The 20,076-nt window shown below is 45.2% G+C and carries 20 protein-coding genes; 12 read left to right on the top strand and 8 right to left on the bottom strand.

The annotated features are described in order from the left end of the window. The first annotated feature begins 29 nt into the window (after positions 1 to 29). Positions 30 to 1,118 carry a lactonase family protein gene (locus OD355_RS02210; protein ID WP_263036812.1) on the top strand — a complete coding sequence of 363 codons (1,089 nt, stop codon included), beginning with the start codon at positions 30 to 32 and terminating at the stop codon, positions 1,116 to 1,118. A gap of 1 nt (position 1,119) precedes the next feature. On the opposite strand, the gene OD355_RS02205 is transcribed toward OD355_RS02210, so the two are convergent. After that, a complete protein-coding gene (locus OD355_RS02205; protein WP_263036811.1) occupies positions 1,120 to 2,220 on the bottom strand; it encodes a calcium:proton antiporter in 1,101 nt (366 codons plus the stop codon). Positions 2,221 to 2,311: 91 nt separating this feature from the next. Between OD355_RS02205 and mfd the strand changes: the two genes are divergently transcribed. From mfd to OD355_RS02185, 4 genes are read left to right on the top strand one after another with little or no spacing between them, the layout of a single operon-like run. After that, positions 2,312 to 5,719, top strand: coding sequence for a transcription-repair coupling factor (gene mfd / locus OD355_RS02200; RefSeq protein WP_263036810.1), 3,408 nt, complete (start codon positions 2,312 to 2,314; stop codon positions 5,717 to 5,719). Further along, positions 5,712 to 5,936 (top strand): hypothetical protein, encoded by a 225-nt coding sequence (locus OD355_RS02195; protein ID WP_263036809.1) that lies wholly within the window; start codon positions 5,712 to 5,714, stop codon positions 5,934 to 5,936. The genes mfd and OD355_RS02195 overlap by 8 nt, the downstream gene beginning before the upstream one ends. Before the next feature lie 29 nt (positions 5,937 to 5,965). Next, a complete protein-coding gene (locus tag OD355_RS02190; protein ID WP_263036808.1) occupies positions 5,966 to 6,280 on the top strand; it encodes a hypothetical protein in 315 nt (104 codons plus the stop codon). A gap of 32 nt (positions 6,281 to 6,312) precedes the next feature. Next, positions 6,313 to 7,815, top strand: a complete 1,503-nt coding sequence (locus tag OD355_RS02185) for a bifunctional GNAT family N-acetyltransferase/carbon-nitrogen hydrolase family protein (protein WP_263036807.1) — start codon at positions 6,313 to 6,315, stop codon at positions 7,813 to 7,815. A gap of 66 nt (positions 7,816 to 7,881) precedes the next feature. Here the strand turns inward: OD355_RS02185 and OD355_RS02180 are convergent, their stop codons facing one another. Next, positions 7,882 to 8,676 carry a Bax inhibitor-1/YccA family protein gene (locus OD355_RS02180; protein WP_263036806.1) on the bottom strand — a complete coding sequence of 265 codons (795 nt, stop codon included), beginning with the start codon at positions 8,674 to 8,676 and terminating at the stop codon, positions 7,882 to 7,884. Positions 8,677 to 8,822: 146 nt separating this feature from the next. Here OD355_RS02180 and OD355_RS02175 point away from each other — a divergent pair, with 146 nt between their 5' ends. Beyond that, entirely contained in the window at positions 8,823 to 9,332 is a 510-nt protein-coding gene (locus OD355_RS02175; protein WP_263036805.1) for a DUF2480 family protein, read from the top strand. A gap of 17 nt (positions 9,333 to 9,349) precedes the next feature. Continuing rightward, positions 9,350 to 10,123 (top strand): YggS family pyridoxal phosphate-dependent enzyme, encoded by a 774-nt coding sequence (locus OD355_RS02170; protein WP_263036804.1) that lies wholly within the window; start codon positions 9,350 to 9,352, stop codon positions 10,121 to 10,123. Here the strand turns inward: OD355_RS02170 and OD355_RS02165 are convergent. The 5 genes from OD355_RS02165 to rsfS form a co-directional block, all read right to left on the bottom strand. Next, positions 10,065 to 11,207 (bottom strand): mechanosensitive ion channel family protein, encoded by a 1,143-nt coding sequence (locus OD355_RS02165; protein WP_263036803.1) that lies wholly within the window; start codon positions 11,205 to 11,207, stop codon positions 10,065 to 10,067. The genes OD355_RS02170 and OD355_RS02165 overlap by 59 nt on opposite strands. A 53-nt stretch (positions 11,208 to 11,260) precedes the next feature. Further along, positions 11,261 to 12,022: a UDP-2,3-diacylglucosamine diphosphatase gene (locus OD355_RS02160; protein WP_263036802.1), complete on the bottom strand. Its 762-nt coding sequence runs from the start codon at positions 12,020 to 12,022 to the stop codon at positions 11,261 to 11,263. Positions 12,023 to 12,035: 13 nt separating this feature from the next. Then, positions 12,036 to 12,665, bottom strand: coding sequence for a LutC/YkgG family protein (locus tag OD355_RS02155; protein WP_263036801.1), 630 nt, complete (start codon positions 12,663 to 12,665; stop codon positions 12,036 to 12,038). A gap of 344 nt (positions 12,666 to 13,009) precedes the next feature. After that, the gene (ftsH, locus tag OD355_RS02150) at positions 13,010 to 15,106 is read right to left on the bottom strand and encodes an ATP-dependent zinc metalloprotease FtsH (protein WP_263036800.1); all 2,097 of its coding nucleotides are present in this window, start codon (positions 15,104 to 15,106) and stop codon (positions 13,010 to 13,012) included. Positions 15,107 to 15,150: 44 nt separating this feature from the next. Beyond that, positions 15,151 to 15,558, bottom strand: a complete 408-nt coding sequence (gene rsfS, locus OD355_RS02145; protein WP_263036799.1) for a ribosome silencing factor — start codon at positions 15,556 to 15,558, stop codon at positions 15,151 to 15,153. Positions 15,559 to 15,702: 144 nt separating this feature from the next. On the opposite strand from rsfS, the gene OD355_RS02140 reads away from it, so the two are divergent. From OD355_RS02140 to OD355_RS02120, 5 genes are read left to right on the top strand one after another with little or no spacing between them, the layout of a single operon-like run. After that, a complete protein-coding gene (locus OD355_RS02140; RefSeq protein WP_263036798.1) occupies positions 15,703 to 16,431 on the top strand; it encodes a biotin--[acetyl-CoA-carboxylase] ligase in 729 nt (242 codons plus the stop codon). 6 nt (positions 16,432 to 16,437) lie between these two features. Further along, entirely contained in the window at positions 16,438 to 17,079 is a 642-nt protein-coding gene (locus OD355_RS02135) for an MBL fold metallo-hydrolase (protein ID WP_263036797.1), read from the top strand. 24 nt (positions 17,080 to 17,103) lie between these two features. Then, positions 17,104 to 18,282 carry a TlpA disulfide reductase family protein gene (locus tag OD355_RS02130; protein ID WP_263036796.1) on the top strand — a complete coding sequence of 393 codons (1,179 nt, stop codon included), beginning with the start codon at positions 17,104 to 17,106 and terminating at the stop codon, positions 18,280 to 18,282. A 22-nt stretch (positions 18,283 to 18,304) separates the two neighbouring features. Next, positions 18,305 to 19,192 (top strand): bifunctional methylenetetrahydrofolate dehydrogenase/methenyltetrahydrofolate cyclohydrolase FolD, encoded by an 888-nt coding sequence (folD, locus tag OD355_RS02125; RefSeq protein WP_263036795.1) that lies wholly within the window; start codon positions 18,305 to 18,307, stop codon positions 19,190 to 19,192. A 12-nt stretch (positions 19,193 to 19,204) separates the two neighbouring features. Next, positions 19,205 to 19,828 (top strand): 7-carboxy-7-deazaguanine synthase QueE, encoded by a 624-nt coding sequence (locus OD355_RS02120; protein ID WP_263036794.1) that lies wholly within the window; start codon positions 19,205 to 19,207, stop codon positions 19,826 to 19,828. 16 nt (positions 19,829 to 19,844) lie between these two features. Here the strand turns inward: OD355_RS02120 and OD355_RS02115 are convergent, their stop codons facing one another. Continuing rightward, on the bottom strand, positions 19,845 to 20,018 hold the full coding sequence (locus OD355_RS02115; protein WP_263036793.1) for a hypothetical protein: 174 nt from the start codon (positions 20,016 to 20,018) through the stop codon (positions 19,845 to 19,847). Positions 20,019 to 20,076: the final 58 nt, after the last annotated feature.

Below are 20,076 nucleotides of genomic sequence, written 5' to 3'. Positions count from 1 at the left end.
TTATCCTACATTTACTTTAAAAATAAAGTATGTGTAGGATATTTCATTTCCTGTCAGCAGTTGCTCTCATCTTTGTTTCGTGTAGCCGAAACAACTACGTATTTGTTGGCACCTATACCAAACAGCAATCCAACGGTATTTATGTATACCAATTTGATCCAAAAGCAGGAAGTTTAATGCCTGTATCACATACAAACAAGGTGAATGATCCTTCGTACCTTGCCTTATCGAAAAATAAAAAATATCTCTATGCGGTGAACGAAGGCAACGGCACTGTTTCCTCGTTTTCATTTGATAAAAAAAAGGGATTATTACATTTGCTTAACCGGCAATCTTCTGAAGGTGGTGCGCCCTGCTATGTTGCTGTTGATAACAGCGGAAAATTCCTTACCATAGCAAATTACTCGGGCGGAAACTTTGTAGTTTACCCCATTGGCAGAGACGGAAAAATTCTGCCTGCTGTACAGAATATCCGGCTTACAGCTAAAAGCAATACAAAACCATCCAACGCGCACACCACTGTTTTTTCACCTGACAATAAATTTCTCTACGTAACCGACCTCGGAGCGGATAAGCTTTACCAATATAAATTCTCAGCCACGGATAAGCAACCTGTGGACACCAAACCCACTGTTTATGCATTGCCTGAAGGTTACGGCCCGCGCCATATTGCCATCAATAAAAAAGACGACAGGGTATATTTACTGAATGAATGGGAAGGCAATATTTCTGTATTCAGTAAAGCAGGCGGTATGCTGCAACATACACAGGACATCGTGTCTACCAGCCTTGCAGCTCCCGGCAATAAAAACAAAGGCAGCGCTGCCATAAAAATTTCTCCGGACGGCAAGTTTCTTTATGCTTCCAACAGAGTGGCTACTAATAATATTGCCATATTTAGAATCAATGCAGACGGGAGCCTCACAAGAGTTGGCGAACAAAAGACCGGGCGCCACCCGCGCGATTTTATGATAAACAAACCCGGCAACTATTTGCTTGCAGCCTCGCGCGACGATAATGCCGTAAGAATTTATAGCATTGATAACATAACCGGTTTACTTACAGACACCGGCAGGGAAATTAACGTATCTATGCCTGTGATGTTGCTGGAATATTAACCTACGGGATAATTGTGGTAAAGAGGTAAGTAGCAAACAGCACCAGCAATACTATGCCCTGCATGATATTTGTTTTTCCATTGGACAGCGATAGCATATTGATAAAGATTGCCATTACCACCAGCACCATAGATTTGGTATCTATGCCCAGCGTTACGGGAAGCTCAAGCACCAAAGACGCTACGGCAATGGTTGGAATGGTTAACCCTACGCTGGCCATCGCAGAACCGAAAGCCAGGTTAAGGCTGGTTTGCAGCCGGTCTTTCCTGGCAGCACGGTAGGCGGCTATACCTTCCGGTAACAGCACAATGCCCGCAATGATCACCCCCACCAATGTTTTGGGAGCGCCGAGGTGTACTACTGCCGCTTCAATATCGTGTGACAGGGCTTTACCCAGCAATATTACTACGCCCAGGCTCAATAACAGGAACACCAGGCTGATCCAGGCTGTGGTTTTGTTCGGCGGGTCTGCATGATCATCGTTATCAACGTCGCCAGTATCTTGCGGCAGAAAATAGTCCCTGTGGCGGACAGTCTGCACCAGCACAAACGTAAGGTAAATAACCAGTGTAACGGTGGCAACAAATATGAGCTGCGAGTTGTTGAAATAAGGCCCGGGCTCGCTTACTGTTAGGTTGGGAAGTATTAAAGATAACATTATAATAACAGTAAGCCCGACCAATGCCGTGTTTACCCCGCTTAAAACAAAGTTCTGTTCCATATATTTTACCCCGCCTACCAGCAGGCAGATGCCTACAATCCCCGTGAGGATAATCATGATTGCAGCGAAAATAGTATCCCGCGCATAGACAGAGGCATCCGGCCCTCCTGCCAGCATCAATGAGATGATCAGCCCAGCCTCAATTACGGTAACAGAGAGCGCCAGGATCAGCGTGCCCAAAGGCTCGCCTACTCTGTGCGCCACTACTTCTGCGTGATGTACAGCAGAGATCACGCTTCCGATCAACAGGGCACCCAACATATAAACGTAGAAATTTCCAGGATTTAAATAGTTGCCGGCATATCCTATCCAGGCAATTATGGGTAAGATCAGGAATCTCTTGGGTAGTTGTATTTTGGTGCTTCCTATTGAAAATGTCATACGCAAATATTAACGGGTTTTTTAACAATTTAATCCGAAGAAAACTTTTACCACAGAAATTATGCCCAAAAAATGGCTAATTTTGCGCGGCATGAATTTACAAAACCTCTTAGGTAGGTATGCACAATACCCCCTGCTAAACCAGTTGGCAGACAGGCTCTCTATTTCCCCTACTGAAAAAATTTATCTGCAAAACCTATACGGAAGCGCTTCTGAATTTATAGCCGCTGCAGTTTTTTTGCATGAAAATTTAAAGGGCTATAACCATGTCTTTATTTTAAATGATGCGGAAGAAGCAGCGTATTTCCACAATACGCTTGAGAATCTTACGGGCGCGCTTAATCTTTTTTATTTCCCCTCTTCGTTTAAAACCAGGAAAAATTTCCGGCTGTTAAATTCTTCGCATGTAATGCTCCGTACGGAAGCACTGAGCAAATTTTCGGTTCCGGCCGTTGAAAGAACGGGCGCCATGGTCACCTACCCGGAAGCGATCTTTGAGAAGGTAGTGGGCGCGGATTCTTTAAACAAAAACATCATCCAGCTCAAGGTAAATGACACGCTTGATGTGGATGGGCTGATGAACCGCTTTGTAGACTTTGGCTTCAGCCGAACAGACTTCGTATATGAACCCGGGCAGTTTGCACTGCGTGGCGGCATACTGGATATATATTCTTTCGGCAACGATAAGCCGTACCGCGTAGAGCTTTTCGGCAATGAGGTAGACAGCATCCGGCTTTTTGATCCGGAATCTCAACTGAGTGAACGAAAACTGATACAGGTATCCATTATTCCGAATGTGGAAACACAATTCGCACCGGGAGAAAAACTTTCTTTGTTCGAGGCGCTGCCGCCAAACACCATATACTGGATCAAAGACTGGGATGTAGTAGAAGAAAATGTGCGTAAACAATATGCTGACCTTTCTGATTTTTTAAATAAACTACCTGGCGAAGAAGAAGCCCACGAAGAAGAAACCGACGATAGCAGGATTTTGAAAGAATTGCACATCCATGAATTTATCACCGAAAAAGATATTAAAGAGGCACTGGCCCACAGGCAGGTGATAGAGTTTGGCTACAGGCCACACCTGGCTAATTTTGAAATTGAGTTCTTCACCAAAGAACAGCCTGCATTTAACCGGAACTTTGAATTGCTGATCTCCGATTTAAAAAGTTATGAGAAGAAACAATACGGTATTTATATTTTTTCTGATCAGGCTAAACAACTGGAGAGGCTCAACAGCATTTTCACAGATCTGAATACAGAGATACAGTTTACACCTGTTCCTAAAAGCATTCATGAAGGGTTTGTGGATGATGACCTGAAGATTGTATGTTACACAGACCACCAGATATTTCAGCGTTACCATAAATACAGGGTAAAGCAGGCATTCAACAAAAACAAAGCGCTTACATTAAAAGCACTGAAAGATCTGCAGCCTGGTGATTACGTAACGCATATTGATCACGGAGTTGGCGTATACAGCGGCTTACAGAAGCTGGAAGTGAACGGCAATGTGCAGGAAGCGGTGCGCATCATTTACCAGAACCAGGATATTTTATACGTGAACATTAATTCCCTGCATAAAATATCGAAATATACAGGCAAAGAAGGCACTGCGCCTAAAGTAAACAAGCTGGGTAGCGATGCGTGGAATAAGCTGAAAGAAAAAACCAAAACGCGGGTAAAGGAAATTGCCTTTGACCTTATCAAACTATATGCGCAACGCAAGGCGCAGCAAGGGTTTGCCTTCTCCCCCGACAATTATATGACCACCGAACTGGAGGCCAGCTTTATTTATGAAGACACACCGGACCAAAGCAAAGCAACTGCCGACGTGAAGAAAGATATGGAAAGCCCTGCACCTATGGACAGGCTTATCTGTGGCGACGTAGGCTTTGGCAAAACGGAGATTGCCATACGTGCAGCGTTCAAAAGTGTAGTAGACGGCAAACAGGCAGCAGTGCTCGTACCCACCACTATTCTTGCGTTTCAGCATTATAAAACTTTTGCAGAGCGGCTAAAAGATTTCCCGGTTACGGTAGACTACATCAATCGCTTTAAAAGTGCAAAGCAAAAAAAAGAAACGCTGCAAAAATTAGCTGAAGGCAAAATAGACATCATCATAGGCACACACGCCCTGCTGGGCAAGGAAGTAAAGTTCCGGGACCTTGGTGTGATGATTGTAGATGAGGAACAGAAATTCGGCGTGGCTCACAAAGAGAAACTAAAAACTATACGCACCAATGTAGACAGCCTTACACTTACTGCAACGCCCATACCGCGTACACTCCAGTTTAGCCTGATGGGTGCGCGCGACCTCAGCATCATCAACACACCGCCTCCTAACCGCCAACCGATACAGACAGAAGTACTTACCTTTAGCCAGGATTTTATACGCGATGCCATCTATTTTGAAGTAGAGCGCGGCGGCCAGGTATTTTTTATTTTCAACCGCATACAGGGCGTGAAAGAAATGAGCGCGCTCATCCAAACACTTTGCCCTGACCTGAGTATTTCCTATGCGCACGGCCAGATGGAAGGCAAGGAACTTGAAGAAAGGATACTCGATTTTATCGACAGGAAATACGATGTGCTGGTTTGTACAAACATCGTGGAGAGCGGTGTAGACATACCTAATGTGAACACCATCATCATCAACAATGCGCATCATTTTGGCCTGAGCGACCTGCACCAGTTGCGGGGACGCGTGGGCAGGGGCAATAAAAAAGCCTTCTGTTATTTGCTGGCGCCACCAATGAGTACATTGCCGGTAGATTCACGCAAAAGATTGCAAACATTGGAGCAGTTCAGCGACCTTGGAAGCGGCTTCCAGATTGCCATGCGTGACCTTGACATACGCGGCGCCGGAAATTTATTAGGCGGCGAGCAAAGCGGGTTCATGGCGGAGATTGGTTTTGAAATGTACCAGAAAATTTTGCAGGAAGCCATCAGGGAACTGAAAAGAAGCAACTTCAAAGAGCTGTTCAGGGAAGAGATAAGCACACAGGATGATTTTGTTACAGACTGCACCATTGATACAGACCAGGAGATCCTAATACCGGATGAATACGTGGAAAGCATTACCGAGAGGCTTTCGCTGTACACACGCCTGGACAATTGTGAAACCGAGGAAGAACTGCAGGAGTTTCACAAAGAACTGATTGACCGTTTCGGGCCTGTGCCGCAACAGGTAGAAAATCTTTTCTCTGCATTCAGAAGCCGGAAGCTGGCTATCAGCCTTGGTTTCGAGAAAATGATACTCAAAGATAAAAAGCTGCGGTGCTATTTTATCAATAAGAACGATTCGCCTTATTTTGAAAGCGAATTGTTTAAAAATATATTGGCTTACCTGCAGACAGGCACCAACAAAGCAAGACTGAAGCAGGTAGGAAATAATTTTTTACTGGTGGTAGATGATATTAAAAATACACTTTCCATGCAGCTATTCCTGCAAAGAATGTGGAAGGAAACAGAGCCAAAAACAGAGCATGAATAAACATCCAGAAAATGACCACTCCGCAGGCGAAGAAATACGCCACCTTATCAGGGATAAGTTTACTAAACTGATCGAATGGTACAGGCCGGATCCTGAGCTTTCTACTTTGAAGAATATAATTTTCATGATCCTGAAAACTCCTGTAATGCTCTTCATCCTGTTGTTGTCGCCCTTTGCATTGCTGATCATGCTGTTTACTTTTATTGCTGCTTTTTAATGGAGCGCAATTATCTTTTTTGGATATGCATGGTACTTTTTGTGTTGCACCAGCTCATACAAAGAATACCGGCCTTGTCATTTCCCCTGCTGAACAATTACCTGGATCCCTTGCTCTTCATGCCGATACTGCTGCACGGTGTAGCGTGGGAGCGCAGCTGGCTGTTGAAAAGAAAAACAAAATTAAAATGGTACGAGATAGTTTTATGGACATTGGTTACAATGGTTTTGTTTGAATATATTTTACCAAAGTACGATGAACGCTTCATCTCAGACCCTGTGGATGTAGTGATGTACACAGCCGGAAGTATTTTGTATGATTGCTTCGGCAGGTTTAAGGAATAATTTTTGCGCTTACAGTAACAAAATCATTTTTTATGCAGGTAGAAGTAAGAACACTCAGAATCGAGGACTATGATCAGTTAGCCGTAGCCATGCAGGAAGTGTATGATACCCATATGCCTATCTGGAAAAAGGAAACCATTGCCAGGTTGCTGGAAATTTTCCCGGAGGGACAATTGTGCGTGGAAGTAGACGGCCAGGTGGTAGCAATAGCACTATCCATCAAAGTAAATCACAAGCTTTTAGGCGAGAAACATACGTACGAAGAAATTTTTGACAACGCAAAGTTCGGGCTCCACTCCAACGCAGGCGATGCGCTGTACGGTATAGAAGTGTTTGTACATCCCGGCTTCAGGGGGTTAAGGTTAGGAAGAAGGCTTTATGATGCCCGCAAAGAATTGTGCGAACGCCTGAACCTGAAGTCTATAATCGCAGGCGGCCGAATGCCCAATTATCATAAATATGCAGACCGGTTATCTCCCGCTGAATACGTAAAAAAAGTAATAAGCAAGGATATATTTGACCCGGTGCTTGCTTTCCAGCTGGCCAATGATTTTCATGTGATACAGATACTGCCCGGGTACCTGAAGGGAGACGTGGAATCCAGGGAATTTGCGGTAGAAATTGAGTGGAACAATGTTTATTATTCGCCCACAAAAAATATTCTCGCAGACAGCACCATCAGGCTGGGACTTGTGCAGTGGCAGATGCGGCCATTCAGGGATGTGCAGGCTTTTTATGAGCAGATAGAATTTTTTGTAGATGTATTGAGCGATTACAAATCCGATTTTGTCTTGTTCCCTGAACTCTTCAATGCCCCATTGCTTGCAGCTATGAACGACATGCCTGCGCACCTCGCCATCCGTGAACTGGCAAAGAGAACAGATGAAATCAAACAGAAAATATCTGAATTTGCTATCTCTTACAACGTAAACATCATTGCGGGCAGCATGCCGGTAGAAGAAGCAGGCAAGCTCTACAATGTAAGCTATTTGCTGCACAGGGATGGCAGTATTTCTGCTTACAGCAAAATTCACATTACACCCAATGAAAAGAAATATTATGGCATGGCCGGTGGTGATGCGATCAAGGTAATTGAAACAGACTGCGGGCCTATCGGTATACTGATCTGCTATGATGTGGAATTCCCCGAGCTCAGCCGCATTCTGGCCGACCAGGGAATGAAGATCTTATTCGTGCCTTTTCTTACCGATACCCAGAATGCATATACCCGGGTACGCAATTGTGCTGCAGCACGCGCTATTGAGAATGAATGCTACGTAGCCATCGCCGGTTGTGTGGGCAACCTGCCGCGTGTAAGCAATATGGACATACAATTCGGGCAGGCAGCCGTGTTTACGCCATCAGACTTTGCCTTTCCTACCAACGGCATTAAGGCAGAGGCTACGCCCAATGCAGAAGCCACGCTGATCGCGGATGTGGACCTCAACGACCTGAAAGACCTGCACCACTTCGGCTCCGTACAGACCATGAAAGACAGAAGGCTGGATTTGTACAGTGTGGAACTAAAGAAATAACGATCATAAAAACAACACAGGCTGCACCCGATGATGCAGCCTGTACTTTATTGCCAATGAACAAAATTAATCCCTGCTGGTGAATCTCATCAACAAACGTAAGATCTCGATGTACAGCCATACGATGGTTACCAGCAAGCCAAACGCGCAATACCACTCCATATACTTAGCAGCTCCTGCTTTGGCAAAATGCTCTATACGGTCGAAATCAAGCAACAGGTTCAATGCGGCAATAGCGATTACCACCAGCGAAATGCCGATGCCCAGCGGGCTGGCGTCGTACATAAATGGAAGTTCAACTCCGAAAAGGCGCACCACCAGGGTGATCACATAAAAAATAAGTACACCCATTGTAGCGCCGATGATCACTGAATATAATTTCCGGGTTACTTTAATGATCCTGAAATAATACAGCAGGAACATGGCCAGCGCCACGCCGAAAGTAAGGCCTACAGCCTGGAAAATAATATTGTCAAACAGGGATGCCTCTGCACCTTTGGCAACTGCTGAAGCTGTAACCATAGTGCTCACGATCTTTGAAAGCGCTCCCAGAAAAACGCCTTCTGCAAGCGCATAGATTGGCGAGAGCGGTTTTGCGAGTGTAGGCTTAAAGATCATGATCAGAGAAAGCACAAAACCCACTATCAGGCCGCCAAACATAAGGTACATCATGGTTTGGCCGCTCAACCCGGGATCGTAACTCCAGGAAAAATAAGCGCCGGCCACTACCAGCATCATCAGCACCCCGAATTTTTCTACTGAACCACGCACGGTCATTATTTCACCGGTATAGGTATGGTCAAGCTTTTTCTCCAGCGCTTTCTCCGACAGGGTCGGGTTCGAAGAATTGAATAGTTTCATTGTATTTTGTATTTTTATAGCGACCGGATTGATCGCCGGTTATTTAATTTTATACGCGTAAAAGTAGCAGTTTTTTACAGATTAAAAGATTAATTATTGTGAATTTATATTAAAAGCATCTTAGCGAATAATTTTATCTTTGACCTATGAGCAATGAAATAATAAACCGTGTGGCAGAGAGCGGCATCATCACTATTGACCTGGAAGACTTTTACCCGAGGCATCCCATAGCTGCACTTGACATAAAACAATTTTTATTCATGGATATGCTGCTGAAAGAAAAAGATTTCAGGCAGCACATGAAGCAGTTTGACTGGCAGCAGTTCACCGGTGTGGATGTGGCGGTTTTTTGTTCCACTGACGCCATCATTCCCCGGTGGGCCTATATGCTGATTGCCATTAACCTCCAACCGGTTGCACGCAGCATCTTTGCAGGCACCAAAGAAGCTTTCGCTGAAAAAATACTGCTTAAAAATCTTGAAGCAGACCTGCATGCCCCGGATTACATTGATAAGAGAGTTGTAGTTAAGGGCTGCGGCGATAAGGATGTATCAGCGGCTGCCTACACAAAGATTACCACCATGTTGCTTCCTTACGTAAAAAGCCTGATGTACGGCGAAGCATGCAGCTCTGTGCCTTTGTATAAGAAGAAATAATAACTTAGCAGATGGATATGCATAAGCAATCAACATTAAGCCGGGAAGAACAAATCATTCATAACATTCAAACCATCCGGGGCCGCATGCAGGATGCATGCTTACGTGCAGGCAGGCATCCGGATCAAGTACGCTTATTGCTGGCTGTGAAAACTGTAGCGCCCGAGATCATTAAAATAGCCATAGAAGCAGGAGAAAAACTGATAGGTGAAAATAAGGTACAGGAGTTTGCTGAGAAATACGAAGCTTTGAAAAATGTGGTATGCGAGAGGCATTTCATCGGCCATTTGCAGACCAATAAAGTAAAAGAAGCGATACGCTATGCCAGCTGCATTCAATCGGTAGACCGTATTGCCTTGGCAGAGAAGCTGCATAAAAGACTGTTGTTTGAACAAAGACAAATGGATGTGCTTATAGAGGTGAACACTTCCCTTGAACCAGGCAAGTCCGGCATTGCACCCGGTGAGGTTTTTGATCTGCTGAAAAGCATTAAACCGCTGGAAACCTTGCGTATAAAGGGTTTCATGACCATCGGCCTTTTCGATGCAGATGCAGAAAAAGTACGTCCGTGCTTTACAAAGCTGCGCGAGACCAGGGATGAGGCTATATTGCGCGGGCTGGTACCGGACGATGCCCAAGAATTATCTATGGGCATGAGCGGCGATCTGGAAACGGCCATAGAAGAAGGCGCCACTATCATCAGGGTAGGCTCGGCCATTTTCGGCAAGCGGGTTACAGCAACTGATCATCACAGGCAGTACGCGGAGGCTCAGGGTGCAGCACAACTGTAGGTTTATTCGGGTTCGCAAAATGCACGTCCATCTCCGCGGCTTTCTGTAGTATTTCCAGGTTAATGTCTTCATTCAGTTTCCTGAATGCAGGGAAAGAAATATTCATCCATGTAAAATATTCTATAGATATTTTGTTGGCATTCACTCCTGCTTCGGTAAAATATACAGACAGGGATTCATCGTTGATTACATCCTGGTGAGATGCTATAATGGAACGAATGGCATCTACGAATGCGCGCATTTTTTCTTCGGATGTGCGTATACTCATTTCAAGAACCTGTGTAAACCTTCTTCTGGTCTGGTCGCTTACATTCTCCAGAACACCGCCGATCACCATTTTGTTAGCCATGGTGATGAGTGTTTTGTTCGGCGTGCGTATGCGCGTACTCCGCAGGCCGATTTTTTCAATATTGCCGGATACATCCTTGTTTACTTTTACAAAATCGCCAACCATAAAAGGTTTATCAAAAAATATGATGAATGAGCAGATCAGGTTTTCCACGCTTTCTTTGGCTGCCAATGCCAAGGCGGCAGTCACTAAGCCCAGCCCGGTAATGAGTGAACTGATGTCGTAGTTGAAAGAAAATTTCAGGATGATAAACAAAGCAATCACGATCAGCACCACGCGTACAAGATCTGCCAGCAGCGAAACCGCCTGCGTGGCGGAGCGGTTCTTTTGTTCCACGGATCGCTGCATGATCACATAACTGATGAAATAGGCAACGCCTATCAGCAAACGGAATATACAGATGATGATCCACGCAGAACTAATACCGATCAGCAATTCATGGAAAGATAGTTTTTTATACATGTTGAAAGCCAGTACCTGCGGGTATTTCAGCTTATCCAGCGTAACGAAAGTGACCAGCCAGAAAATAAGGTTCTCTAAGGGTTGTACAATATTTTTCAGAAACGGCATCCTGTATACATTGTACTCATATTTTTTAAACAGCTTTAATATTATTTTTGCTACGTATTCAGAAAGATAGCGCTTAATGATAAACGCCAGCACGATGATGCCCGCTGTTGTGATCCATTGCAGGATGGTATTATCTAAAAATATATGTTGTAAAAATTGATTCAAGCGAATGTGTTTTTAAACTTTAAATAAACTGAAGAATATCTTTACTGCAAAAACTATGCTTCCCATTTTTCAATGTTTATATTTTCCCCGTCGAATACTGCGTAGGTAAAATTGCTGATCCAATCGCCCAGGTTAATGTACTGGCTACTGTGGCTGAGCTGCACTTTTGCAGGAAAATGCCTGTGGCCGAAAACAAAAAAGTCAGCGTGTTTTTGTTTTAAATACTCCCTGCAAAATATCACCAGCCATTCATTGTCATCGCCCAGCCATACGCTGTCTGCATTGCCGGTTTTTGCCCTGCTCTTCCGGCTGAAATAATTGGCAAGGCCTATGCCCCAGGAGGGATGCAAAGCGCCGAACAGCGCCTGGCAGGTTTTGTTGCGGAAAACATTCTTTAAAAATTTATAGCCTTTATCGCCGGGGCCCAGGCCGTCTCCATGTCCTATCAGAAATGTTTTACCGGCTCTTTGAAATTCTTTGGGCTCAAAGTATACAGCAATATTTAATTCGGTACGGAAATAATCCTTCATCCACATGTCATGATTGCCAATGAATACATGTACAGGAATGCCGCTGTCTGTAAGCTCTGCCAGCTTGCCGAGCATACGCACAAAACCTTTAGGCACTACGTGTTTGTATTCGAACCAAAAATCAAAGATATCGCCGAGTATAAAAATTTCAGCTGCCTTGTTTTTTATATTATCTAAAAAAGCGACTATCTTTTTTTCGCGCACAAGGCTTGCAGCGTGGTCAGGTGCGCCCAAGTGAAAGTCCGACAGGAAGTAAATATTTTTTTGCGGTGCTGGAGCTGTCATTGGTTCTGGCAAATTACTTTTCAATCAAAAAAACAAATACCTGCTTAGGCCCGTGGATGCCTACTACCAGTGTTTTCTCTATGTCTGCGGTGCGGCTGGGCCCTGTAGCCAGCGTGATCAGCGAAGGCAAGGTCTCATACTTTTGTTTTAAAGCGTTTAAACCGTCGCTGATATCGTAGGCAACCTGGTCGGTGTAGGCAACACAAATGTGCACCGGGGCGTAAACACTGGTAGCCCTGCCGCTGGGCTGTGCGCTGCTTAGCAAAATGCTGCCTGTCCTGGCTATCAGCTGCTCGCAGGTAGTTAAAGCAGCTTCTGACTCTTCCAGGTTGCTGAATGCCAATGCATGAAAGTCGTGTTGCTGCAACAGGTTGATCAATGCCGGCTCTTTGCAGTAGATGCGTTTCCACTCAGAGGTTTCCATCAGTGCCGCCAGCTTGTTTACAAAATCGCTTTCGTTGGCGCAATAGGCAAACTGTCCCTGCTGCATCCTGAAATTTTCTGCGAACAGCACATCAGGTTCTTCGGGGTAACGGTGAAACAAACTGGCATAGTCTTCTTTTTCCGCCTCTTTGAATGGCATCTCTACGGGCTTTTTTAAAGCCTTTCTTATTTTGTTTAAAATATTATCTCTTGCGGGCATGGATCATTCGTTGTAACGACAAATTTAAGGTAATTAAAATGAAATGAGGATCAGGCAACGAATAGTAGCCAAGGCAACACAATTATTATGTATGGCGTGGGCGCTATACATAACCCGCGCATTCAAGTAACCTACTGTCTACCGTTGTTCAAAGCGTCTTCGCTTTGAAGCATTTATTCTATCGCCTCCGGCGGCCAGGTAACGATATATGTAAAAAATATTTCTGCGGCGACGCAATTTTACTACTATATGCAATTCCCGCTAACACAAGCGCGACTAAGGCTATCAATAAAATTGGGAACGCGCCTGCGGCGCGTTCCCAATTTATACCATCAAACAAAAGGTTAGTTCTCTTCTTTATGCAACGGGTCTTTTTCATTAGGCGCCTCCCCGTATGGCGGTACGCCTGTGCTCACGCCGCCATCAGTCTGGTGATGCGCTATCAGATCGTCTTCATTAATTTCATGCGGGCGCTTGCCGATGAGTTTTTCCACGTCTGCCTTATACAGCACTTCTTTTTCCAACAACTCCTTGGCCAATTTTTCAACTTCGTCTTTTTTCTCAGTCAGCAAAGCAAGTGTGCGCTGGTAAGCTTCTTCTATAATGCGTCTTACTTCTTCATCTATCAGCTTGCCTGTTTCTTCAGAGAAAGGCTTGGTAAATGTATTTTCTGCCTGCGGATCGTAATAGCTGATGTTGCCCACCTTATCGTTCATGCCGTACACCATAATCATGGAATAAGCGATTTTGGTTACCTGTTGCAGATCGTTGGATGCGCCGGTTGAAATTTTCCCGAAAAATATTTGCTCCGAAGCTCTTCCGCCAAGCGTCATACAGATCTGGTCGTTGAGCTGATCGGTGTTGTAAAGGTATTGCTCCTTAGGTGTATATTGCGCGTAACCCAATGCTGCCGTACCTCTTGGCACTATGGTTACTTTCAACAGCGGGTAAGCGTGCTCCAGGAACCACCCGCATATAGCATGGCCTGCTTCGTGATAGGCAATGATCTTTTTTTCATGCGGTGCAATGATCTTATTCTTCTTTTCCAAGCCTCCGATCACCCTGTCAATGGCGTCCTGGAAGTCTGAAAAGTCTACGCTGTCCTTGCCTTTACGCGCAGCTATGAGGGCTGCTTCATTGCACACATTGGCAATGTCTGCTCCGGCAAATCCGGGTGTTTGTTCCGCCAGTTTATTCAGGTCAAGATCCTGCGATACTTTAATGGGTTTCAGGTGCACTTTAAAAATCTCTTCCCTTCCTTTCACATCCGGAAGGTCTATACTTATCTGCCTGTCGAAGCGGCCGGGGCGCAGCAATGCAGAGTCGAGTACATCCGGGCGGTTGGTAGCCGCCAGGATGATGATGCCGCTCTCGCCGCCGAAACCATCCATTTCTACCAGGAGCTGGTTCAGGGTATTTTCGCGCTCGTCATTGCTCATCATCAGGTTTTTTCCACGTGCCCTTCCGATCGCGTCGATCTCATCAATAAAAATAATACACGGCGCTTTTTCTCTTGCCTGCTTAAAGAGGTCGCGCACACGGCTGGCGCCCACGCCTACAAACATTTCCACAAAATCAGAACCGCTCAGGCTAAAGAATGGCACCTGTGCTTCGCCTGCCATAGCTTTGGCGATCAGGGTTTTACCCGTTCCCGGCGGGCCTACCAGTAATGCGCCTTTTGGGATTTTACCACCGAGGCTGGTGTATTTTTTAGGATTTTTCAGGAAGTCCACGATTTCCATCACTTCCACCTTTGCTTCGTCTAAGCCTGCTACATCTTTAAAAGTGATGTCTACTTTAGAACCTTTTTCGAACAATTGCGCCTTGGATTTACCGATGGAAAAAATCCCTCCGCCGCCACCGCCACCGCCGCCGGCAGCGCCGCTCATCTTACGCATCAGCAGTATCCAGATGAATACCATGAATATTAAAGTGATGATGGTGCTGAACCATCCGCTCGACATCCAGCTCCCTTCGTCAGTCACGCGGGAATCTATCTTAGCCACTTCAGGGTGCTTTTCATAGAAGTCTTTCATGCCCAATGCATAAGCATCCCAGCTGATCACATTGAAATAAAACAACGGCTCGGTGGCCGCAACTGTTTTTAACACGTTTGAGTCGGGGAGGTTTTTGAAAAACTGCTGGTAATACGGCTTTGAAAGGCTGTCTTTTTTTATATAAACACGCACCAGCTCTTTGTTTTTCACTTCATCTACCTTAAGCACATCGCCATGCAGCAGCATATTTTGTTTAAATGCCTGCTCGGTAATAGCTCTTGAATCGGCTGCCGGCGACTTGCCGAACATTACGTAGCCGATGATAGCCATAGTGATGATCACATAGATCAGGTACACATTGCGGCCGCCGTTGCCGGGCCTTTTGTTGTTTCTGAAATTGCCTTTATTGAAATCAGGCATTTTTGGGCGTTTATCGTCTGCCATTCTTGAAATTCTTTTATTTTAATCCATTCTTCTCTTAAGAAAATTTATGCCTCTTCGTAAACCTTTTCCACAGCGTCGCTCCAGAGTTCTTCCAGCTTGTAAAAGCTTCGTACGTTCGGCAGCATCACATGTACCACCACATTGACATAGTCGAGCAATACCCACTGCAATGACTGGATACCTTCCCGCTTAAATGGCAACTCCCCGCATTTGTCTTTTACTTCTTCATCTACAAAATCAGCAATAGCTTTTACCTGCGTAGTGCTGGTAGCCTCGCAGATGATAAAAAAATCTGCTACTGCCTCATCAATTTTACGAAGATCAAGGGAAAGAATGTTCTCGCCTTTTTTTTCCTGTATGGCGTTGACAATAACTTTTAGGATTTTTGAATTTTTGGCGAGTCTCTGAACTTTTTTCGTGCGCGTTGTGGTTTCGATTTGTTGTTTACCCAAAAAGAATGATGTTTTGTTGTTAAAAATTGATTCGTTAAATTCCGTCTTTACAGCCTTGCATGCGATGTAAAAACGCAGCAAAAACCTATCTTCGCAAATGTAATAATCTTTTCATTAAAATAAATGCAAATCTTAGGTACACACATGCATGTGCTGCAAGAAACAGACAGCACCAACAACTATGCCATGCAAATGGTTGAACAAAACAGTGCAAAGCATGGAGATGCCTGGCTGGCTATACACCAGACACAGGGTAAAGGGCAGAGAGGCAAGCAATGGGTAAGTGAGAAAGGCAAAAATATTACACTCTCTATTGCCGTGAAGATAGATAACGCGGGCATTACAGAGCAATTTTATTTCCTGGCAGCAATGGCGCTTGCAGCCCGTTCCTTATTCGCCAGATATGTATATGAAGCAGATAAAGTAAAGTTAAAGTGGCCCAATGATGTTTATTGGGGTGACATAAAGGCAGGCGGCATTCTCATAGAGAATAAGATCAGCGGACAAAACTGGAAGTGGGCTGTGGTAGGATTTGGCATCAATGTAAACCAGGAGGAGTTTGAGACTTCTTTCAGCAAGAAAGCCGTATCCCTGAAAATGATCAGGGGCGTGGAGTTTGACGTGGAAACACTGGCACAGGAATTATGCACCGAAGCAGACAAATGGTTTCAAATATTTGAAGACAAAGATTACCAGAAAATATTGCAGGAATACAATCAACATCTCTATAAGAAAGGTGAAAAAGTAAGATTGAAAAAAGATACTTTTTTTGAAGCCGAGGTAATTGGCGTAAACAGCGACGGGGAATTAATGGTAAAAACAGATATGCTGGAATCTTTCGGTTTTGGGGAGATAGAGTGGGATTTTCAATAAAAGCTTATGATAAAAGTTGCGAGTTATACTTTCAATCCGTTCCAGGAGAATACATATGTTTTGTCTGACGATAAAGGCAGGGCAATCATCATAGACCCGGGTATGTATTTTACAGCGGAAAACGAGCGGATGGATCAGTGCATTTTACGCGAAGGCCTTACGGTACAACAACTGATCAATACACACTGCCACATAGACCATATTTTTTCGGTAGAAAGAATTTCAAAACAATACAGCCTTCCTTTAGGCATTCACCCCGCAGAGAAAGAATTTCTCCAGCGTGGCAATGAAATGGCTTCTGCATACGGCCTGAACTTTGAACCTTACACCGGCAGGATCTATTATCTCAGGGAGGGTGATAAGATCACACTCGGAGATGATGAATTGCTGGTGATAGAAGCTCCGGGCCACTCGCCCGGCAGTGTGTGTTTTTATTGTGAGAAACAGAAATTCCTCATAGCAGGTGATGTGCTGTTCCGCGAAAGCATCGGCAGGACTGACCTGCCGGGCGGCAGCCATACACAACTGATCAACAGTATTCAGACAAAAATTTATACGCTTCCGGATGATGTGGTGGTTTATTCAGGCCACGGGCCTACAACCACTGTCGGCCACGAAAAGAAGCACAACCCTTTTGTAACCATATAATTTCATTTAAATATTCTACTAAAAATGTTTTTTAAAAAGAACCTACTGCTACTGGCTATCATCGTACTACTTGCAGCCTGCAACTCAAAAAATGACAGCGGCAAATTTACAGTGTCAGGAAAACTTGTAAACCTGAAAGCCACCAATATTTCCCTGGACCAGCTTACATTTGAGTCTACACCGGCACAAACCATAGATACGGTAAAAGTAGCTGATGACGGCAGCTTTCAGCTGGAGGGCCCCGGCAGCGAGGAAGAAGGCGTATACCGACTGGTGATAGATGGCAGCGAAAGCAATCAATGGATATTTATTAATGACAATAAAGACATCACCGTTACGCTCGACGGCAAAGACCTGATGAATTCAAAAGCCGAAGGATCGCCACAAACAGCGGAACTGTATACATTCTTAGGCGAATACCGTGTAAAGGATTCCCTGCTGATGCAGGACCTGGTAAAGCTGGATGCGCTGGAAACCAAAACTACCCGCAGCGCATCTGAAGACAGCCTGATCACGGCGCTGAACAACAGCAGGCAGCCAAAGATTGATGAACTGAACAAGACTGTCCAGAACTTTGTTGAAAACGCTAAAAGCCCCGCTGCGGTTTACTTTGCCATAGCTGCACTGGCTACCAGGAGCATGGAACCTGCAGCGCTGGCATCCTTGTCCAAATCAGCGGCAGCCAGGCACAAAGGCCATAAAAAGTTAAGCGACCTGTCCGGTTTTATAGAGAAAGAATTGAAGGCTATGAATTCCGGCGGTAGCCAGGCCGGCAACGGATATGCACTGATGAACCAGCAGGCTCCCGACCTGGAGATGCAGACACCGGACGGTAAAAACATGAAGATCTCTGACTTGAAAGGCAAGTACGTGCTGGTAGACTTCTGGGCAAGCTGGTGCGGGCCCTGCCGTGGCGAAAACCCCAACCTGGTAGCAGCCTACGACAAATACAAAGCAAAGAACTTTACCATCCTGGGCGTATCGCTGGATAAGGATAAAGCTGCCTGGGTAAAAGCCATTAAAGACGACAAGCTTACCTGGAGCCACATGAGCGACCTGAAGTTCTGGGAATCTGCCTCTGTGCCTGCATACGGCTTCCAGGGCATACCGTTCAATGTATTGCTTGATCCGTCAGGAAAAATTATTGCCAATGACCTCAGAGGAGGCGATTTAGATAAAAAGCTCGCTGAAATTTTAAAATAATACAAAGAATAATACTTTTAGAATGGAATTACTGGATGGCAAAAAAGTTGCTGCTTCTGTGAAGGAAACCATTAAACAGGAAGTGGATGAGCTGGTGAAGAATGGCAAACGCGCGCCGCACCTGGCCGTAATACTGGTGGGCAACAACGGCGCCAGCGAAACCTATGTGGCAAGCAAACAGCGCTCCTGTGCCGAAACGGGCATCACATCTACGCTGGTAAAATTAGAGGCTGATGTAAGCGAGGAAGCATTGCTGAATGAAATAAGGCAAATAAACGACAACCCGGAGATTGACGGGCTGCTGGTGCAACTGCCTTTACCAAAGCACATCAACGAACAGCAGGTAATAGAAAGCATTCATCCGCTTAAGGATGTAGACGGCTTCCACCCCGTAAGCGCGGGCAACCTGATGCAGGGCTACCCTACTTTTATCCCCGCCACACCATTCGGCGTGGTGATGATGCTACAGCATTACAACATTACAACCGCAGGAAAGCGTGCGGTAGTTGTGGGCAGAAGCAATATCGTGGGCAGGCCCATGAGCGTGCTGCTCAGCAGCAATACAGATTATGGCAATGCTACCGTGACCATCTGCCACTCCCGTACCAAAGACCTGGAAAAGATCTGTGCCGAAGCAGATATTTTAGTTGCAGCCTTAGGCAAGCCGGGATTTGTAAAAGCCCATATGGTAAAAGAAGGCGCCGTGGTGATAGACGTAGGCATCACGCGCGTGGAAGATGCAGGCAGCAAACGCGGCTTCCGCATCAAAGGCGATGTGGACTTTGCAGCTGTGGCGCCTAAAACCTCTTACATTACCCCTGTACCCGGCGGCGTAGGCCTGATGACTATTGCAGGCCTGCTGAAAAATACGCTGGCGGCTTATAAGTTGAATAGCGGTTATACATCCTAATGTTATTGTACAATGAATAATGACGAATTGCTTCCCGTAATGGAATCTTTCTACACCATCCAGGGCGAAGGATATTTCCAGGGCCATGCCGCATACTTTATCCGGCTGGGCGGCTGCGATGTGGGATGCCATTGGTGCGATGTAAAGGAAAGCTGGGATGCTAATGCTCATCCATTATTTACCATTGACCAGATTGCGCACAAAGCGCTCAGTGAAGTTGGTGGCAATGCCGAAAATATTATTGCAGTAATTACCGGTGGCGAACCTTTGATGCACAACCTCGATGCACTGACCGCAGCACTTCATGCACGGGGTTTTCAGACAAATATTGAAACATCCGGCGCACATCCGCCGAGCGGCGACTTTGACTGGATATGCCTTTCCCCTAAAAAATTCAAAGCAGCCCTGCCTGAGGTTATTGAAAAAGCCAATGAACTAAAAATTATTGTGTACAATAAATCTGATTTCATTTGGGCGGAACAATATGCCGGTCAGATAAACCGGCAATGCAAGCTGTACCTGCAACCCGAATGGAGCAAAGCGCAGGAAATGATACCGCTGATCATAGCGTACATCAGGCGAAACCCGAAATGGGAAATCAGCCTGCAGATACATAAATACATGAACATACCTTGATACTGCGTGCAGGCTATTATTGCTTTCTTTCCACGATCAGTGAGTAAATAATCAGTGCGGCTATAAGAGATCCGAAGAAGGCAAAGGTGGAATGAAGGCTCAGGATGGATTTTAATAAGTAATGAATACCCCCTGCCACAAGGCCCAGGATAATGTAAGGATAAAAAGAATCGCTTCTGAATTTTTTCATGCTGCGAATGTAATTATTATCCGGCAATGATAAGCATCCTGCTATGTCAGGTGGAAAA

Source organism: Haoranjiania flava (assembly GCF_025631005.1).
Taxonomy (GTDB): Bacteria; Bacteroidota; Bacteroidia; order Chitinophagales; family Chitinophagaceae; genus Haoranjiania; species Haoranjiania flava.
The sequence above is the reverse complement of the archived record's forward strand: the minus strand, read 5'-3'. Positions and strand labels throughout refer to the sequence as shown.

What these genes read in the sequence shown, in the direction of transcription:
- OD355_RS02210 (WP_263036812.1), top strand. Translation starts at nt 30, where the DNA reads ATGTGTAGGATATTTCATTTCCTGTCAGCAGTTGCTCTCATCTTTGTT.
- OD355_RS02205 (WP_263036811.1), bottom strand. Translation starts at nt 2,220, where the DNA reads ATGACATTTTCAATAGGAAGCACCAAAATACAACTACCCAAGAGATTC.
- mfd (WP_263036810.1), top strand. Translation starts at nt 2,312, where the DNA reads ATGAATTTACAAAACCTCTTAGGTAGGTATGCACAATACCCCCTGCTA.
- OD355_RS02195 (WP_263036809.1), top strand. Translation starts at nt 5,712, where the DNA reads ATGAATAAACATCCAGAAAATGACCACTCCGCAGGCGAAGAAATACGC.
- OD355_RS02190 (WP_263036808.1), top strand. Translation starts at nt 5,966, where the DNA reads ATGGTACTTTTTGTGTTGCACCAGCTCATACAAAGAATACCGGCCTTG.
- OD355_RS02185 (WP_263036807.1), top strand. Translation starts at nt 6,313, where the DNA reads ATGCAGGTAGAAGTAAGAACACTCAGAATCGAGGACTATGATCAGTTA.
- OD355_RS02180 (WP_263036806.1), bottom strand. Translation starts at nt 8,676, where the DNA reads ATGAAACTATTCAATTCTTCGAACCCGACCCTGTCGGAGAAAGCGCTG.
- OD355_RS02175 (WP_263036805.1), top strand. Translation starts at nt 8,823, where the DNA reads ATGAGCAATGAAATAATAAACCGTGTGGCAGAGAGCGGCATCATCACT.
- OD355_RS02170 (WP_263036804.1), top strand. Translation starts at nt 9,350, where the DNA reads ATGCATAAGCAATCAACATTAAGCCGGGAAGAACAAATCATTCATAAC.
- OD355_RS02160 (WP_263036802.1), bottom strand. Translation starts at nt 12,022, where the DNA reads ATGACAGCTCCAGCACCGCAAAAAAATATTTACTTCCTGTCGGACTTT.
- OD355_RS02155 (WP_263036801.1), bottom strand. Translation starts at nt 12,665, where the DNA reads ATGCCCGCAAGAGATAATATTTTAAACAAAATAAGAAAGGCTTTAAAA.
- ftsH (WP_263036800.1), bottom strand. Translation starts at nt 15,106, where the DNA reads ATGGCAGACGATAAACGCCCAAAAATGCCTGATTTCAATAAAGGCAAT.
- OD355_RS02140 (WP_263036798.1), top strand. Translation starts at nt 15,703, where the DNA reads ATGCATGTGCTGCAAGAAACAGACAGCACCAACAACTATGCCATGCAA.
- OD355_RS02135 (WP_263036797.1), top strand. Translation starts at nt 16,438, where the DNA reads ATGATAAAAGTTGCGAGTTATACTTTCAATCCGTTCCAGGAGAATACA.
- OD355_RS02130 (WP_263036796.1), top strand. Translation starts at nt 17,104, where the DNA reads ATGTTTTTTAAAAAGAACCTACTGCTACTGGCTATCATCGTACTACTT.
- folD (WP_263036795.1), top strand. Translation starts at nt 18,305, where the DNA reads ATGGAATTACTGGATGGCAAAAAAGTTGCTGCTTCTGTGAAGGAAACC.
- OD355_RS02120 (WP_263036794.1), top strand. Translation starts at nt 19,205, where the DNA reads ATGAATAATGACGAATTGCTTCCCGTAATGGAATCTTTCTACACCATC.
- OD355_RS02115 (WP_263036793.1), bottom strand. Translation starts at nt 20,018, where the DNA reads ATGAAAAAATTCAGAAGCGATTCTTTTTATCCTTACATTATCCTGGGC.